The sequence below is a fragment of the Lacrimispora xylanolytica genome (genome assembly GCF_026723765.1).
GTDB lineage: Bacteria > Bacillota > Clostridia > Lachnospirales > Lachnospiraceae > Lacrimispora > Lacrimispora xylanolytica.
Genome location: NZ_CP113524.1, coordinates 3,903,868 through 3,919,177 on the forward strand (window position 1 = coordinate 3,903,868; position 15,310 = coordinate 3,919,177).

The following is a 15,310-nucleotide window of genomic DNA, read 5'->3' on the forward strand; positions in this document are numbered from 1 at the left end:
GCCTCCTTATCTTTCATTAAGCACGATCGTGATGTGGCTCATTCTCTTTTCGATTCTATAAGCGCGGCCCTGTGCTCTAGGTTTTACTCTCTTCATTGTCGGTCCCTTGTTTGCAAAACATTCCTCTACGTAAAGCTTTGCTGGGTCCATGCCGTTATTATTCTCAGCGTTAGCTGCTGCTGATTTTAATAACTTCTCTATTAAAGTAGAAGCATATCTGGGATTGTAAGTTACAATACCAAGTGCTGTCTGAACGTCCTTGCCTCTGATAGCGTCTAATACGAAACATGCTTTCTGAACAGAAACTCTAGCATAGGATAACTTTGCTGACGGTCTTTTGTCCTTATCGGCATTTCTCTCTCTTTTAATCTGGCTTCTATGTCCCTTAGCCATGGTAAATCCTCCTTTCAACTATAACGCCCTTTGGGAGTCCTTACGACTGCCCGGAGGGAGTTTGTTTCTTTCATTACTTACGGCCAGACTTCTTCTCGTCTTTGCCATGTCCTCTGTAAGTTCTTGTAGCAACGAATTCACCCAGTTTGTGTCCAACCATATCTTCTGTTACATAAACCGGAACGTGTTTTCTGCCATCATGAACTGCAATTGTATGTCCAACCATCTGCGGGAAGATAGTAGAACGGCGAGACCAGGTCTTAATTACCTGCTTCTGTCCTGCTGCGTTCATAGCATCTACTTTTTTGAGTAAATGAGCATCTGCAAATGGTCCTTTTTTAAGTGAGCGAGCCATAGATTCTAACCTCCTTCAATTATTTAACGGTCTTTCCATCTCTTCTTCTAACGATTAACTTGTTAGACTGCTTGTTTTTCTTTCTTGTCTTTAAGCCAAGTGCTGGTTTGCCCCATGGTGTACTTGGACCTGGACGGCCGATACCAGTCTTACCTTCACCACCACCGTGTGGATGGTCATTCGGGTTCATAACAGAACCGCGGACTGTAGGACGGAATCCCATGTGACGTTTTCTACCAGCTTTACCGATATTGATCAGGTTATGATCTCCATTGCCTACAACACCGATGGTAGCTCTGCAGTTGATTGGAACCATTCTCATTTCGCCGGAAGGTAAACGAAGAGTTGCGTACTTGCCCTCTTTCGCCATTAACTGTGCGCCGTTACCAGCAGAACGTACTAACTGACCGCCTTTTCCTGGGTAAAGCTCAATGTTATGAACCTGAGCACCAACCGGGATCTTGCTTAATGGTAAACAGTTACCTACTTTTGCTTCTGCGTTCTCGCCGCTCATAACCTTCATTCCGTCTGTTAAACCAGCAGGAGCGAGGATATATGCCTTTGTACCATCAACATAGCTGATCAGAGCGATGTTTGCTGTTCTGTTTGGATCGTACTCGATACCAATTACAGTTGCTGCAACACCATCTTTGCTGTTTCTCTTGAAGTCGATGATTCTATATTTTCTCTTAACGCCGCCTCCGCGATGTCTAACTGTGATTTTACCCTGATTATTACGGCCGGCTGTCTTCTTGATAGTTTTGCTGATCAAGGACTTCTCAGGAGTATCTTTAGTGATTTCGCTGAAATCAGAACCGGTCATGTGTCTTCTGGAAGGGGTATATGGGTTATACTTTTTAATTCCCATGATTATTTCTCCTTTCAACGCCGCCTGGCGTATCTTAAATATCGTGATATAATGTTCATCACATAGGTTGACTGATAGTCTTTTGTCTGCTCTCTGACGGTGCAAAAGATACTCCTCACGCTGTTCGGAGTATCCGCTGTCACACGTAGTTCGGATAACCGCTCCTTCGTGCTTCACGCGTCACCAGGCGTCCCGATCTTACAGTCCTTCGAAAATTTCGATCTCTTTGCTGTCTGCTGTTAACTGAACGATAGCTTTCTTTGTCTTAGAAGTCTTACCGAAAGTCATACCTCTTCTTTTGGTCTTTCCGTCTAAGTTCATAGTGTTCACTTTGTCAACTTTTGTTCCTGGGAACATCTTCTCAACAGCTTCCTTAATCATAGCCTTGTTAGCATCTGTGTGTACAATAAATGTGTACTTCTTGGACGCCATAGCGTTCATGCTCTTCTCAGTTACTACAGGCTTCTGGATTACGTCGTAATACTTAATATCTGCCATTATGCGTACACCTCCTCGATTGCTGCAACAGCAGTCTTGGTAGCAACAACTGTGTTGTACTTTAAGATATCGTATACGTTGATTGTGTTAACGAAAGCAGTCTTAATAGAAGCAATGTTTCTTGCGCTCAGTACTGCGTTAGAGCTGTCATCACCAACAACAACAAGTGCTTTAGATACCTTTAAGTTATTTAATACAGTCTGGAATTTCTTTGTTTTGATCTCATCAAACTTTAACTCGTCAACAACGATGAACTTATTCTCGTTCACTCTGCTTGTTAATGCAGATTTAAGAGCAAGTCTTCTTTCTTTCTTGTTCAGTCTGATTGTATAATCTCTTGGAGTTGGAGCGAATACTACTCCACCGCCTGTCCACTGTGGAGATCTTGTTGAACCCTGTCTTGCGTGACCGGTTCCTTTCTGCTTCCACGGTTTTCTTCCGCCGCCGGATACTTCAGCACGTGTTTTTGCTTTCTGTGTGCCCTGGCGCTTATTTGCAAGCTGGCTTACGACTGCCATGTGTACGAGATGCTCATTTACATCTACGCCGAACACTGCATCGTTTAACTCTAATGTGCCAACTTCTTTACCTTCCATATTGTAAACAGATACGTTTGCCATCTGTATGATCCTCCTTTCTTATAAAAGCATTAGTTAGATGCTTTTACTGTTTCCTTGATTGTTACTAGAGACTTCTTTGGTCCTGGTACAGCACCCTTAACTAAAATCAGGTTGTTTTCAATGTCAACCCTAACGATTTCAAGGTTCTGGATTGTGATTCTCTTGTTACCCATCTGACCAGGCATCTTCTTGCCTTTGAATACCTTACTTGGATCAGAAGCAGCACCATTGGAACCAGCATGACGGTGGAACTTAGAACCGTGAGCCATAGGTCCTCTGGACTGTCCGTGTCTCTTAATAGCACCCTGGAAACCTTTACCTTTGGAGATTGCGGTTGCATCAATCTTATCGCCTGCAGCGAAGATATCAGCTTTGATTTCGTCTTTAACAGAATACTCGGAAGCATTCTCAAGCTTGAATTCTCTTACATATCTCTTGTAAGAAACTCCGGCCTTATCAAAATGGCCTTTTAATGGCTTGCTAACAAGTTTTTCTCTCTTATCAACATAACCAACCTGTACTGCACTGTAACCATCGTTCTCAACGGTCTTGATCTGTGTTACTACACAAGGACCAGCCTGAAGAACTGTTACTGGAGTTAATACTCCGTTTTCATTGAAGATCTGTGTCATTCCGACTTTGGTAGCTAAAATACCCTTCTTCATGTTTTTACCTCCTGTTTGTTAATTCTACAGCGGATTGCTTTCGCAATCATCCTAGAACAGTCCAATATACGTGGAACACTATAACTCTGCCTGGCAGAGATGTTGATTCCTTACAGGAAAAAGTGTTGCTTCTATATTAAAACCCTTCAGGATATTACCTAAATTGTTTCTGATGAAGATTATTTATTCTTCATCTTGATATCGATGTACACACCTGCAGGCATTTCCAGTCTGGATAATGCATCAACAGTTTTCTGGCTTGGTGTGATGATATCAATAAGTCTCTTGTGAGTTCTCTGCTCGAACTGCTCTCTGGAATCTTTGTATTTGTGAACCGCTCTTAAGATGGTTACCACTTCCTTCTTGGTTGGTAACGGCACCGGTCCGCTCACTTTAGATCCTGTCTTTTTTACAGTGTCGATGATTTTGCCTGCTGACTGATCAACTAACTGATGGTCATAGGCCTTTAATGTGATTCTCATTACTTGACTTGCCATAAAAAAAGTCGCCTCCTTTTCGCACTTAATAGAAGTACGACAAGCGGTGACTGTACACGTTCCCGTGTGTGTCCTCCAGGACCTCACACAGACTTTCTCTTTCAATTGCAGAGTTTTAAATTGTACAGTGACTTGTCGCCAGTTTCCTAACTTGACATTCGCTCCGCGGAAAACCTGCTTATACAAGCAGCAACCTCACGCTTCAACGCTATCATGCCACAGCCTTAACAGAATAACACACTTTTTTTTCCATTGCAAGAGTTTTTTTCATATTTTTTCAAAAACTAAGACATGCAGAAAAAGATAAGCAATTTCCCCGTGTGAGCTCGCTCACAAAGAGGAAATTGCTTATCTTTTTCTATAGGGCGCAGCCCGTGAATGAATCATTTGGCGCCAACAAATCCATCTTTATAAAAATATCAACACGCCAAATGATGAATTCCATGTCTGAACTCCCTCCAACCACCTGAAGGATTTCATGTCTGACCGGATCTCTCCATCTTACTGCCAAGCCGGTTCCACAGGTTCTTTCCCTTCATTCCCTTTTGGATTCTCATCATCCACCTTAATCAAATTCCCATTACTCCCGGTCTTATACTTCACACCATCCGCACTTTTAACCGTAGTATTCTTAGAAACTCTCCCAGACGTATTCACCACATAGGTAGTCTTTGTACTACCAGTAGGAATTGCAATCGGGTCATACTTATTGCCGTCATCCGCACACTGAAGCTTTCCCATATAATAAAGGTAGCCATCCTTCACCCCAGTATACCCACGACCGCTGTCACTAAAGTAATAAGTAGTATCGTTGCCATCGCCCTCCACTACTTTCACTTTCCCCTTTTGCATCGTACTGGTTTTTTTATCACCAAAATAGAAAGCAGTATAATCAGAAGACCCGCCAATGGATACCTTCTGAAGTCCATACACCGGATTCCCAAGTTCATTAAATAAATACGTTTTATCATTAATCTTAGTTAAATCTGAAGTTCTTGCCTCGCCCTCTTTCGGTCCAGCTTTTGGAACTCCTGCCGTAGAAAAGTAAAACCACTCTACATTCTCTTCATAACCGGAAATATCTCTGGGGGGCTCTACCGAGTACCAGCCCACTCTTAATTTCCCATTGGCATCATAGTACTTATAATTCTGAATCTCATGTTCCGCGTTATCAATTCCGACATTCTTCCAGCCAGTCTGAAGGGCACCATCTGAATTAAAACAATAGGCTACCCCATCAATCTTATAGGATCCATAATCACCGCTTGAATCCTTAGGAACGTACTTTTTTCCATTGTCACCAAAATAATACCATAACTTGCCGTCATCACTGTCTCCAGGATTTACCCTTCCGGATTCTTCATTGCTGCCAGGTGGATAGAGCTTCTGCCAGCCTGTCCTCATAGCACCGTCTGTTCCACAGTAATACATGTCATCTAAGACCCAGCCTGTCTGCATCTCACCATTGGAGTCAAAGTAATACCACTTGTTGTTGATCTTTGACCAATTGTCCATAATGGCTTTCCCACTGCTTCCAAAATAATACCACTTATAGTTGGCAGAACCGTTATCCTGGAACTTCATCCACTTGTCTGTCACTAAAATTCCGTTGGAATCCACATAATAGGTATTCTCCACCCATGAATTAAGTGCCATCTCACCGTTGGAATTTAAGTATCTCCAGTTGTTGTCCTCGCCCTTCTTCCAGGTGTTGGTTACTTTATTCCCGCTTTCGTCCACATACACCCAGTTATTACCGGAAGCTGATTTCTCCCAGCCTGCCCAGGCGTCTACGGTCGGAACATGAACCGCCAGCACTGCACTTGCTGCCAGTACAATGAGACCTTTTCTTTTCATATCTTCACTCCTTACAGGGATTTCCTTTTCTTGCTAATTTCATTTTAACAATTATTCTCAGATTATTCAACTGTTTTAATCTTTCGATTCTATTACAAAATTATTGCTCTGTTTCTCCATATGGTCATAAATATGAAAGAATACATAAGAATAAACGGTATTTATTACATTCATCAAGGAGATTCTGCGAAAGAAGCTCATTACATGAAAAAGGCGGGTCCGGCAATGCCGGGAACCCACCCAATCTATAAAATATGAAAGAATGCTCACGCACTCTGTCAGTTACAACGATTATTTCTGCATCCACAATTACTTCCGCGCCCGCAGTTTCCACATTGATTTGTGCAACGGTTACAACGATTGTTGCAGCGATTGCATTGATTTCCACAGCGGTTTCTGCAGCAACATCTGCGGTTGGAACAATTGTTAAAGCAGATATTTCCCCAACTGCCGCAGCCGTTACAAAATCTGTAATTCCCCCAGCAATTGAGCCCACAGTTACCTACACAAAAGCCCATACGTAAACAACTCATTAAAATTCACCTCTTTAAGCGATTTATACTATATTATATAGGACATAGCACAAAGAGGTGATTAAAGCCGTCCAAAACCTGTTTTGAGCCGTACTTGACGCTTAAAGCTCTTTCCAGTATAATCATAGAATCGTAGGAAATATAGGATTGTTAGATAGAAAGGTTGGCACCGATTATGTGGATTGCAGACGGCTGGAAAGATTATGAAATTATAGATTGTTCAGAAGGAGAAAAGCTGGAGCGCTGGGGTAATTATATCCTTGTGCGTCCTGACCCTCAGGTTATCTGGTCTACTCCCAAGACAGAAAAGGGCTGGACCAAGATGAACGGCCATTATCACCGAAGTGCAAAAGGCGGCGGTGAATGGGAATTCTTTCACCTGCCGGAACAGTGGACCATCAGCTATAAGGAGCTGACATTTCAGCTTAAGCCCTTCAGCTTTAAACATACAGGACTCTTCCCGGAGCAGGCGGCAAACTGGGACTGGTTCAGTGATAAAATAAAAAAGGCCGGACGGCCCGTAAAGGTATTAAACTTATTTGCATACACCGGAGGCGCTACCTTAGCTGCCGCAAAGGCCGGGGCTTCCGTCACCCATGTGGATGCTTCCAAGGGTATGGTAGGCTGGGCCAAGGAGAATGCCCGCTCCTCTAATTTAGAATCTGCAAACATTCGCTGGATCGTAGATGATTGTGTAAAGTTCGTGGAAAGAGAAATCCGCAGAGGCAGTAAATACGATGCCATTATTATGGATCCTCCTTCCTATGGAAGAGGACCTAAGGGTGAGATCTGGAAGATTGAAGATGCCATCTACCCATTGGTTCAGCTTTGTTCTCAGCTTCTTTCTGATACTCCGCTGTTCTTCCTGATTAATTCCTATACAACAGGACTGGCACCTTCTGTATTGTCCTACATGTTATCCACGGAAGTTGGCGGGAAACATGGCGGCAAGGTTGAGGCCGGAGAAGTAGGTCTTCCGGTTACCAGGACAGGTCTGGTACTTCCCTGTGGTGCATCAGGACGATGGTCATCGACCTCCGTTTAACAGACACCAGATTCTTGGGGTGAATCTCCGTAAGAAACAAGCGATATAATAGCTTAAAAAAACGCATATGACCGGCATGAATAAAAAGATTCCTATAGGAATTGCCGGAAGGGACGGGAGCAGAAATGCTCCTGTTTTGTTTATCAGTCTCACCATGGCAAAATGAATGGCATAGAGAAAAAAATTCTGCTTCATCCATTCCTTTGCTTCAAACAGCAGAAAATCAGGTACTATAAGCCATAAGGCCACGGGAACAAACAAGCGAAATAGCACAACAGAAGCTGCCATCTCTCCCGGAGCTTCCCCCGGAAAGTCAAAGCCATATACCAGATAAGATAAAATAAGCAAAAAAAGACCGGCCAGGAACTTTTTTCTATCCCAGCTTTTTTCTACTATCTCTTTTCCATGAACTGCTGCAAAGGCCCCGGCAGAATAATAGAGCATGGCATCCAGATTTACAAATCTTAACTCTATACCCGCATAAATAGCAAAGAAGATGCCCAGGATAAAGATTGCGCCAATTACTTTCTTCTTTATTATAAGGTAGATGAGAGGCGCCAGTATTACAAGGATTATGAGCTGGTTCAAATACCAGAACACGTAATTATAGGTATAATGAAGAACCGCATCCCCAGCCTTAACGATGGAAAAAGGAATCCTCCCCTTTCCCATAATATCTCTGATCACAGGAATCCTGCTTCCTATGACATATCCAAGATAATATAGAAAATTCCATACAATATAAGGAACCAGTATGCTGCGTATCCTGGAGTTCCATTTGGGCCAAAGAAGCTTCAAGGTAAAGGTTCGAAAGAAAAGGTAGGAAGAAATCAAAAAAAAGCCGGGCACAGCCACCTGCGCGATAGTATCTCCTAAAAAGCGCTCCAAATAATCAGTACGATAGGCGGTTTTGGTGGCACCTAAAAATAGCACTGCGTTATAGGAGTGGACCCAGATAACCAGAACACTGAAGAAAAAGGTAAACCAGATGATTTTATTTCTAAACTTCTGCTCTTCCATAGGCTCTCCTTTCTTCCTTCTTCTAAATAGTAAGTGATTAACACATTTTATCCAGAACTGATGCCGATACCTTCTCATTATTCCTGTCACACTGTTCAAAATACCTTCTATAATATTCCGTATACATTAAGTCAATGAGAAATAGCTGGCTGATCTCAGAGGAGGTGGACCCACCCTGAAGAGGACCTTCATTGGCACCGCATAAAAGAGTCATATCTGCAAAGGATGTAAGAGGCGATTTTAAGAACCTGGTGATGCAGATGGTAACTGCTCCTGCCTTTTTTGCCAGCTCCGCGGCATGTATAGTATCCTTAGTGGAGCCGGAATAGGAGAAAAATACAGCTGCCTCTCCCTCTGTCATCATGGAAGCCGCCATGGCCTGCATGTGAGCATCCTGAAGGCAGAACACCTTGGGCTCTATTCTCATAAATTTATTTGCAGCCTTTAGGGCAGATATCATACTGGCTCCAACACCAAAAAAGCAGATCCGTTTTGCCTCATATAGAGCATCAATGACCTTACCAAACTGCTCCTCATTTAAGAGAGAGTACGTCTCTTCCAGTGCACTCATATTCGTATTAAGCACTTTTCTGGAAACCTCCTGAAAGGAATCCCTTAAGCTGATGTCTCCTTCTAAGCGACCCTGGCCCGTCGTCTCATCGTGGAGGCTTAAAGACAACCTCATCTTAAATTCCTGGTATCCCTTTAAATCTAAAGTCTTACAGAAACGGAACACACTGGTATCTCCTACCTCACACGCCTCTGCAAGTCCGGTGATTGACATAAACAGGACCTCTCTGGAATTTTGCAGGATGTAGTCTGCTACCTTTTTCTCCGCCTTAGTAAACTGATTGTACTCCAAACGGATTCTGGTCAAAAAATCCCCCTTCATATTATATACGCTCCTTTTTATCCTTATCTCATTTCATTGCCATTCCGGCATCCGGAACCGGTAACAAAATAATTGGTGATATCCCTTGGCCTTGTTATGGCACTTCCTACGACTGCCGCAAATACACCGGCAGAAAATGCTTCCTTTAATTGCTCTGGTGACCAAATGCCTCCTTCTGCAATGACCGGCCCCTTTATGACCCTGGAAAGCTGTTTCATTAATAAAAGATTGGGAAGCTTCACTTCTTTTGTCTCCCTGGTGTACCCGCTTAAGGTAGTTCCAATCAGATCAAATCCAAGAATAGACGCTTCCATGCCCTCCTCATAGGTGGCACAATCCGCCATGAATAACTGATTTGGGTATTTTACCCGGACTTCTTTCCAAAAGTCTTTTAGAGTTTCTCCCCCAGGCCTTTGTCTGTTAGTGGCGTCCAGGGCAATGATCTCTGCCCCACAGGAAACCAGTTCATCTACTTCCTTTATGGTGGGAGTTATATATACTTCACTTCCAGCGTATTCCTTCTTTACAATTCCAATGACAGGAAGCGTTACCGTCTCCTTAATGGCTTTTATATCTGCACTGGAATTAGCCCGGATTCCCACTGCACCGCCCTCTTTTGCCGCATATGCCATTCGGGACATGATATAAGAACTAAAGAGAGGTTCATCCTCAAGTGCCTGGCAGGAAACAATCAGGCCGCCCTTTAGCTTATGAAGAATTTCTTCTCCCATAATCTGCCCCCTTCCCATTAATAGAACAATCATATCATAAACAAAAAATATATTTCAACATAATTTCTGTGAACTGAAAATTATTTTGTGGTTCAGTACCTTTCATATTCCAGGAAAAGTGGTACGCATGTCCAAAATTAATAAAAATTAAGCTGTTTTTTCACATAATTTTGAAACCTGACGCGTAGGGTTTATGGTATAATACCAATAGTTTCAATGAATGCTTCATATTAAGGAGAAAGAAACCATGAAAAAAAGAACTAGAGCCGCAGGTCTGTCCCTTGCCATTTTGATTGCCGGCCTTTCCTTTCACTTCACTGCCGGAATACCGTCAGACAATCACTCAGGGATAGAACGTGAGCTCCGCTCGTTTTCAACCGACGCTGGACAAGTCCTTCACCCCCTGGCCATAGGACCTGGGCTTGTTAATCTTTCCCCGGCCGATGAGTTTTCCACCTATCAGTGGGGACTTAAAAATGACGGGGAATTTCGTCTTGTGGAATTAAAATCCAAGTTCCAGGCCGTTGACAACGTTTATGACGGGTTAAAATCCAGTATGGGCCTTGGACTTCCAAAGCCTGGCCCAGGAGATTATGAATCCAAGGTTACAAAAGCAGTACCAGGAATCGATATTGATATACAGCCCGCCTGGGAACTCTATGACAAGGCAGGAGAAAAACGTTCTGTGACGGTTGCTATCATAGATACAGGCATTGATATAAGACATCAGGAGCTTAAGGACGCCATCTGGACAAACCCTGGTGAAATCGACGGCGATGGCCTGGACAATGACGGAAATGGCTTTGTAGATGATATACATGGCTGGAATTTCTATTCCGGAAACAACAAGGTGTTCTCCGGCAATGAGGATAGCCATGGAACCCATGCAGCAGGAACCATAGGAGCTGCGAGGGGTGCTTACGGAATTGCAGGAATTACGGATAACAAATACGTTAAGATCATGCCTATAAAAGCACTTGGCGGAAAAGAAGGAACCGGAACTCCTGAAGCAGTGATTAGTGCCATCCGCTATGCGGAAGCCAATGGTGCTTCCATCTGTAATCTTAGTATGGGAACCTCGGCCTACAGCGAAGAACTGGCACAGACCATTAAAAATTCTCACATGCTGTTCGTTGTCTCCTCTGGAAATGGAGGAATCTCAGGACTTGGTTACGATACGGATGTAAATCCTGTTTATCCTGCTTCCCTTCCCTACGACAACGTAATCGCCGTAGCCAATATCCTTTTTGATGGAACCTTAAGTAAGGATTCCAACTTCGGGGCAGCCAGCGTGGATATTGCTGCTCCTGGTACTTATATCTTAAGCACCATTCCTAATAATAAATACGGGTTTATGAGCGGTACCTCCATGGCTGCTCCTATGGTAACCGGAGTGGCTGCCATGGTATATTCTTACCGCACCGATATTGCCTTATCCGATGTAAAACAGATTCTTATGGATTCCAGCAGAAAGCTCGAATCTTTAAATGGAAAGGTAGCAAGCGGCGGTCTTTTAGACGCATACAGTGCCCTTAACTGGAAATAAAAAAGAAACGGCAGCAAGGATTACATTCCTGCTGCCGTTTCTTTTTTATTTCTCTATGGACTTCCAACGGAAATCCGGAACTACATCGGACCACTTTTGGATTCCTATGATAGATTTTGCAAACTCTGTTGTTTCCAGAGTGTATTTCTTCTTATCGATATCCTTAAATACCTGCCAGATCTTCCGGCGCTTGGTTGCAACAATATCATCGCCACGGTCCATGGCACATTCCCAGAGGCCAAAGGACAGACCGCTTCTAACTTCCAGAGGCGCATCCACCTGACGGCTTAAGATATAGGCATCAATGTAAGGATTGCTGTCAACCAGGTAATAGGAATAAGCGAATGCTGCAGCCTGAACCTGCGGGATATTGCCTCGTGACTGGCTGGTCGCTGTAAATCCCTGCTCTGTAAGTATGATATGGCGCACATGGCCGGTAGGAGATTTTAATGGATCCTGGGCCATATAGTTGGTAAGGGTAGTCAAGTTTTTAAAGTTGATGACAGGGGAGTTATAATCATTGGTAATCAGTCCTGTTTTATCATCATCCCAGAACTCCGGCTCAGTCATTGGACATGGATATGGGTGATAGGAAAGTCCCCAGTCCATCTGTCCCTGTTCATTGGCGATGGAGTTAAAGGTATCTACAATGGCTTTACCGCCGTATTTTACCTTGTTATCAATCTCGTTGTTCCAGTTATAGTCGAGGGAGTAATATACCCTGTCATTGGCACTGGTGCTCTTGATCGCTGTATAGAACACGCGGAAGGCATTTTGATACGCCTGCACATAGCTGGTGATATCTCTGGCACCTACGTAGTTCCATTGCTGGTTATTGATCTCATTTCCAATGATCCAGTTTGAGATCTTTCCGCTGTTGGGGTTGGCACCACTGTAGCGTTCTGCCAGGAAAGAAGCAATGGCTCTGGTCTCATCAAGACCTTCGGGAGTCGCTGTATTAAACATATAGTAAAATGCTGTGGAGCTTTTCTTTGTGCCCGGGTAGATGAGATTCGGTGTTTTATCATTCCATCCGTTTAAGATAATAGCGGTAACAGTCATTCCTTTTCCAGACAAGGCGCTGATGGTTTCATCGTATCCTTTAATTACATTTTTATCAAAATGATAGGTCTTGCCATCAAACTGATAATCAATGCCTTCACCAAGAATCTGATGGAAAGCGATGTTAGTAGCAACATGCTTAACACCTAACTCAAAGGCATCCCCTAACATATTTAACTCAATGTTTAATCCCTTTTTCGTAAGAGGAGCGTTGAAGGCTGTGGTATTGGCTGCAACCATCTCAGGATTTGTTATGTAATGAGGCTTGCTTACTTCTATGTATTTGGTACCATCCCATACAGCCACTACGAATTTGCTGTAGAGTCTATCCTGAGGGGTATTCCTGTTCAGTGGAAATGTAAAGGTAACCGTACTGCCTGGTGAAGCTTTAGCCGCGTAATCCGTTCTTCCATCCAGGTTGGACTGATAAGGCTGCAGCTCTACCAGATAAAGAACTCCGTCTGTTCCTTCCATGTTTGCAGTGTTTGAGATTTTAACGGTCACATTATTTTTATCTGAATTGATGAGACAGGACTGAATTTCTGCCTGTACTCCTGCCGAGCCCACATCTGCAAGTGAAACAAAGGCAGTCGCGCAGCATAAAAATGCAGCGGAAACAAGTCCGGTTAAGGCCCTGCCTATCTTTATTCTCTTCATGTTCGCATTCCTCCATATTGTCATTATCACGTCATTTAAAGATTCCTTACAATGATAACCAATTTCCCTGATATTTACAATAACGATTTTATTACTTATTTGTAATAAAACCTTAAGGCTTCTGCGAAATCAGAAAGAAAAGCAGGGCAGGGATTTCATTTAAAATCCTATGCCCTGCCCTCTCATTTCAGACAATTATTTTATTGTTTTGCCGCTTCCGGATACAGAAAATCTGCCAAAGCTTCCATACAGTCAAAGGTTCGGTACCCTCCGCCCATAAGCTCATTGTATTCAACGGTTATTATTTTCTTATTTTCAATGGCCTTTACACTTTTAATCACATCATTGGAAAGCATGGACTCCACTGCGTTCTTATCATTTTCTTCATTATGGGTCCCCAGGACATAAACAATGACATCAGGATCCATGGAGATTAAGTTCTCTGCGGACAGGGCGCTCCCGCCTTTCTCCAATATATTCTCGGCATGAAGACGTTTTAAGAGATCATTTTGAAGGGAGGCATTTTTTCCATAGCCGCCAAAGGCTCCATCCTTATAATTTACCATAAGAAGTACCTTTAATGGCTCTCCCTCAATGGATTTTAAACGCTCTTCTGTCTTAGCAAGGCGTGTGGTGAGGTCATCCGCCAGCTTTTCTGCCTGCTCTTCTTTCTCAAAGATCTTACCAATGTTTTTGATATCTTCTATAATAGACTCCATTGTAATTTCCTGATCCATTCGGGTAGACTCCTGGGTATAGGCGGCAATGCCCATATCATTTAAGTCACTGACAGAACCAAGAGTTTCGGGGGTAAAGGATTTTACTCTTCCCACTACAATATCAGGCTCCATACCTACTACCTTTTCCTTGGATATATCTCGCTTGTCCGCCAATACAGGAATCGCATCGTAAGCGGCAGCCAAATCCTCTGTGGTAGGATTGTCCTTTAATACAGTCGCTATGATACGGTCGCCAAGTCCAAGTTTTAATAAAAGCTCCGTGCTTGTCTGATTGTTGGTTATTATCTTCTGAGGCGCTTTTTCTACCTTTTGTTCATGGCTGGTTCCGTCTGCATCATAGGCAAAGTATGTAAACGGAAGACCAGAAGACTTATCACTGGCCAAAGACTGTGACTCTGCTGTCTGCTCCGTCGTTACCTGTTTTGCAGCTGTCTGTGTCTCAGACGCAGATTCTGTTTTATTTTTTTTGGCGGTACAGCCTGCGGTTGCGACAGCAATTGCACAAACGGCTGCCATAGTTAAAAACATTTTCTTTTTCATTATTAATCTCCTCATTTTATCATGAAATCATATATTGAATGGCTAACTGACCTGTCTTTTCATCAATGGCCACCGACGCACTGACATCATAAATGTCCCGTATCATCTCTGTTGTAATCACTTCTTCTGGTTTGCCCTGTCCCATTACCCGTCCGTCTTTTAACATATATATGGTATCGCAGAACATGGAGGCCAGGGAAAGATCGTGAAGGGCTGCCACGACGCAGATATCAAGCTGTTTAACAATGGACAGCACCTGAAGCTGATATTTGATATCCAGGTGGTTGGTCGGCTCATCCAGTATCAGAATCTTCGGCTGCTGGGCCAATGCTCTGGCTAAAATGATTCTTTGCTTTTCTCCTCCTGATAGGGTGGAAAATTTTCGTTTGGAGTAAGACTCCATGCCCACTTTTTTAAGAGCATCGGAAACGATCTCATAATCTTCTATGGTCTCCTGCTCCAGTCGCCTTTTATGGGGAGTACGCCCCATCATAACAATTTCTTTCACGGTAAATTCAAAGCTCACCTGATTAAACTGGGATACTACCGCCATATTTTTGGCTCTTTCCTTTTCCGATATCAGGGAAATGTCCTTTCCATTCATCAGGACCACTCCACCGCTTGGCTTTAAAACCCGGTAAATTGCTTTTAACAGCGTGGACTTTCCGCTCCCGTTAGGACCTAAAAGGCCGGTAAATTTATGGCTTTCTCCCTTTAAGGATATGCCCTTTACAATCTCTGTGCTTCCTATGTTCACTCTTAAGTCTTCTACGTTCAGTTCCATTCTTTAT

Annotated in this window: 17 protein-coding genes; 2 read left to right on the forward strand and 15 right to left on the reverse strand. The window is 43.3% G+C overall.

Annotation, left to right across the window (positions count from 1 at the left end; translation table 11 throughout):
- Positions 1–6: 6 nt before the first annotated feature.
- The 9 genes from rplV to OW255_RS18190 form a co-directional block, all read right to left on the reverse strand.
- Positions 7–393, reverse strand: coding sequence for a 50S ribosomal protein L22 (gene rplV, locus OW255_RS18150; RefSeq protein WP_024834875.1), 387 nt, complete (start codon positions 391–393; stop codon positions 7–9).
- Positions 394–466: 73 nt separating this feature from the next.
- The gene (gene rpsS / locus OW255_RS18155; protein ID WP_024834874.1) at positions 467–748 is read right to left on the reverse strand and encodes a 30S ribosomal protein S19; all 282 of its coding nucleotides are present in this window, start codon (positions 746–748) and stop codon (positions 467–469) included.
- A 19-nt stretch (positions 749–767) separates the two neighbouring features.
- Positions 768–1,616, reverse strand: coding sequence for a 50S ribosomal protein L2 (gene rplB, locus OW255_RS18160; protein WP_024834873.1), 849 nt, complete (start codon positions 1,614–1,616; stop codon positions 768–770).
- A 198-nt stretch (positions 1,617–1,814) separates the two neighbouring features.
- A complete protein-coding gene (gene rplW, locus OW255_RS18165) occupies positions 1,815–2,114 on the reverse strand; it encodes a 50S ribosomal protein L23 (RefSeq protein WP_024834872.1) in 300 nt (99 codons plus the stop codon).
- Complete coding sequence (rplD, locus tag OW255_RS18170) at positions 2,114–2,734, reverse strand: 50S ribosomal protein L4 (RefSeq protein WP_024834871.1); 621 nt, start codon at positions 2,732–2,734, stop codon at positions 2,114–2,116. Before rplD ends, rplW begins: the two co-directional genes overlap by 1 nt.
- 29 nt (positions 2,735–2,763) lie before the next feature.
- Positions 2,764–3,399, reverse strand: coding sequence for a 50S ribosomal protein L3 (rplC, locus tag OW255_RS18175; protein ID WP_024834870.1), 636 nt, complete (start codon positions 3,397–3,399; stop codon positions 2,764–2,766).
- 179 nt (positions 3,400–3,578) lie between these two features.
- The gene (gene rpsJ / locus OW255_RS18180) at positions 3,579–3,896 is read right to left on the reverse strand and encodes a 30S ribosomal protein S10 (protein ID WP_013274341.1); all 318 of its coding nucleotides are present in this window, start codon (positions 3,894–3,896) and stop codon (positions 3,579–3,581) included.
- 501 nt (positions 3,897–4,397) lie between these two features.
- Positions 4,398–5,753 (reverse strand): PspC-like choline-binding domain-containing protein, encoded by a 1,356-nt coding sequence (locus tag OW255_RS18185; protein WP_024834869.1) that lies wholly within the window; start codon positions 5,751–5,753, stop codon positions 4,398–4,400.
- A gap of 124 nt (positions 5,754–5,877) precedes the next feature.
- Positions 5,878–6,249 carry a hypothetical protein gene (locus tag OW255_RS18190; RefSeq protein ID WP_024834868.1) on the reverse strand — a complete coding sequence of 124 codons (372 nt, stop codon included), beginning with the start codon at positions 6,247–6,249 and terminating at the stop codon, positions 5,878–5,880.
- Positions 6,250–6,461: 212 nt separating this feature from the next.
- Between OW255_RS18190 and OW255_RS18195 the strand changes: the two genes are divergently transcribed.
- Positions 6,462–7,331, forward strand: coding sequence for a class I SAM-dependent methyltransferase (locus OW255_RS18195; RefSeq protein ID WP_024834867.1), 870 nt, complete (start codon positions 6,462–6,464; stop codon positions 7,329–7,331).
- On the opposite strand, the gene OW255_RS18200 is transcribed toward OW255_RS18195, so the two are convergent.
- Genes OW255_RS18200 through OW255_RS18210 form a run of 3 tightly spaced genes read right to left on the reverse strand, consistent with a single transcriptional unit; the run spans position 7,314 to position 9,974 of the window.
- Complete coding sequence (locus OW255_RS18200) at positions 7,314–8,351, reverse strand: acyltransferase family protein (RefSeq protein WP_268114890.1); 1,038 nt, start codon at positions 8,349–8,351, stop codon at positions 7,314–7,316. The genes OW255_RS18195 and OW255_RS18200 overlap by 18 nt on opposite strands.
- A 37-nt stretch (positions 8,352–8,388) precedes the next feature.
- A complete protein-coding gene (locus OW255_RS18205) occupies positions 8,389–9,243 on the reverse strand; it encodes a MurR/RpiR family transcriptional regulator (protein ID WP_024834865.1) in 855 nt (284 codons plus the stop codon).
- Between the two features lie 23 nt (positions 9,244–9,266).
- The gene (locus OW255_RS18210) at positions 9,267–9,974 is read right to left on the reverse strand and encodes an N-acetylmannosamine-6-phosphate 2-epimerase (RefSeq protein ID WP_268114891.1); all 708 of its coding nucleotides are present in this window, start codon (positions 9,972–9,974) and stop codon (positions 9,267–9,269) included.
- A 247-nt stretch (positions 9,975–10,221) separates the two neighbouring features.
- Here OW255_RS18210 and OW255_RS18215 point away from each other — a divergent pair, with 247 nt between their 5' ends.
- Positions 10,222–11,520, forward strand: coding sequence for a S8 family peptidase (locus tag OW255_RS18215; RefSeq protein WP_268114892.1), 1,299 nt, complete (start codon positions 10,222–10,224; stop codon positions 11,518–11,520).
- A 45-nt stretch (positions 11,521–11,565) separates the two neighbouring features.
- Here the strand turns inward: OW255_RS18215 and OW255_RS18220 are convergent, their stop codons facing one another.
- The 3 genes from OW255_RS18220 to OW255_RS18230 all read right to left on the reverse strand — a co-directional run bounded on the left by OW255_RS18220 (position 11,566) and on the right by OW255_RS18230 (position 15,303).
- The gene (locus OW255_RS18220) at positions 11,566–13,239 is read right to left on the reverse strand and encodes a DUF5722 domain-containing protein (RefSeq protein ID WP_268114894.1); all 1,674 of its coding nucleotides are present in this window, start codon (positions 13,237–13,239) and stop codon (positions 11,566–11,568) included.
- Positions 13,240–13,439: 200 nt separating this feature from the next.
- Complete coding sequence (locus OW255_RS18225; protein ID WP_268114895.1) at positions 13,440–14,519, reverse strand: ABC transporter substrate-binding protein; 1,080 nt, start codon at positions 14,517–14,519, stop codon at positions 13,440–13,442.
- Positions 14,520–14,538: 19 nt separating this feature from the next.
- Complete coding sequence (locus tag OW255_RS18230; RefSeq protein WP_268114896.1) at positions 14,539–15,303, reverse strand: ABC transporter ATP-binding protein; 765 nt, start codon at positions 15,301–15,303, stop codon at positions 14,539–14,541.
- Between the last annotated feature and the right edge of the window lie 7 nt (positions 15,304–15,310).

Excerpts from the sequence above, each read along its gene's own strand:
- rplV (WP_024834875.1), bottom strand. The coding sequence starts at position 393 with ATGGCTAAGGGACATAGAAGCCAGATTAAAAGAGAGAGAAATGCCGAT.
- rpsS (WP_024834874.1), bottom strand. The coding sequence starts at position 748 with ATGGCTCGCTCACTTAAAAAAGGACCATTTGCAGATGCTCATTTACTC.
- rplB (WP_024834873.1), bottom strand. The coding sequence starts at position 1,616 with ATGGGAATTAAAAAGTATAACCCATATACCCCTTCCAGAAGACACATG.
- rplW (WP_024834872.1), bottom strand. The coding sequence starts at position 2,114 with ATGGCAGATATTAAGTATTACGACGTAATCCAGAAGCCTGTAGTAACT.
- rplD (WP_024834871.1), bottom strand. The coding sequence starts at position 2,734 with ATGGCAAACGTATCTGTTTACAATATGGAAGGTAAAGAAGTTGGCACA.
- rplC (WP_024834870.1), bottom strand. The coding sequence starts at position 3,399 with ATGAAGAAGGGTATTTTAGCTACCAAAGTCGGAATGACACAGATCTTC.
- rpsJ (WP_013274341.1), bottom strand. The coding sequence starts at position 3,896 with ATGGCAAGTCAAGTAATGAGAATCACATTAAAGGCCTATGACCATCAG.
- OW255_RS18185 (WP_024834869.1), bottom strand. The coding sequence starts at position 5,753 with ATGAAAAGAAAAGGTCTCATTGTACTGGCAGCAAGTGCAGTGCTGGCG.
- OW255_RS18195 (WP_024834867.1), top strand. The coding sequence starts at position 6,462 with ATGTGGATTGCAGACGGCTGGAAAGATTATGAAATTATAGATTGTTCA.
- OW255_RS18200 (WP_268114890.1), bottom strand. The coding sequence starts at position 8,351 with ATGGAAGAGCAGAAGTTTAGAAATAAAATCATCTGGTTTACCTTTTTC.
- OW255_RS18205 (WP_024834865.1), bottom strand. The coding sequence starts at position 9,243 with ATGAAGGGGGATTTTTTGACCAGAATCCGTTTGGAGTACAATCAGTTT.
- OW255_RS18210 (WP_268114891.1), bottom strand. The coding sequence starts at position 9,974 with ATGGGAGAAGAAATTCTTCATAAGCTAAAGGGCGGCCTGATTGTTTCC.
- OW255_RS18215 (WP_268114892.1), top strand. The coding sequence starts at position 10,222 with ATGAAAAAAAGAACTAGAGCCGCAGGTCTGTCCCTTGCCATTTTGATT.
- OW255_RS18220 (WP_268114894.1), bottom strand. The coding sequence starts at position 13,239 with ATGAAGAGAATAAAGATAGGCAGGGCCTTAACCGGACTTGTTTCCGCT.
- OW255_RS18225 (WP_268114895.1), bottom strand. The coding sequence starts at position 14,519 with ATGAAAAAGAAAATGTTTTTAACTATGGCAGCCGTTTGTGCAATTGCT.
- OW255_RS18230 (WP_268114896.1), bottom strand. The coding sequence starts at position 15,303 with ATGGAACTGAACGTAGAAGACTTAAGAGTGAACATAGGAAGCACAGAG.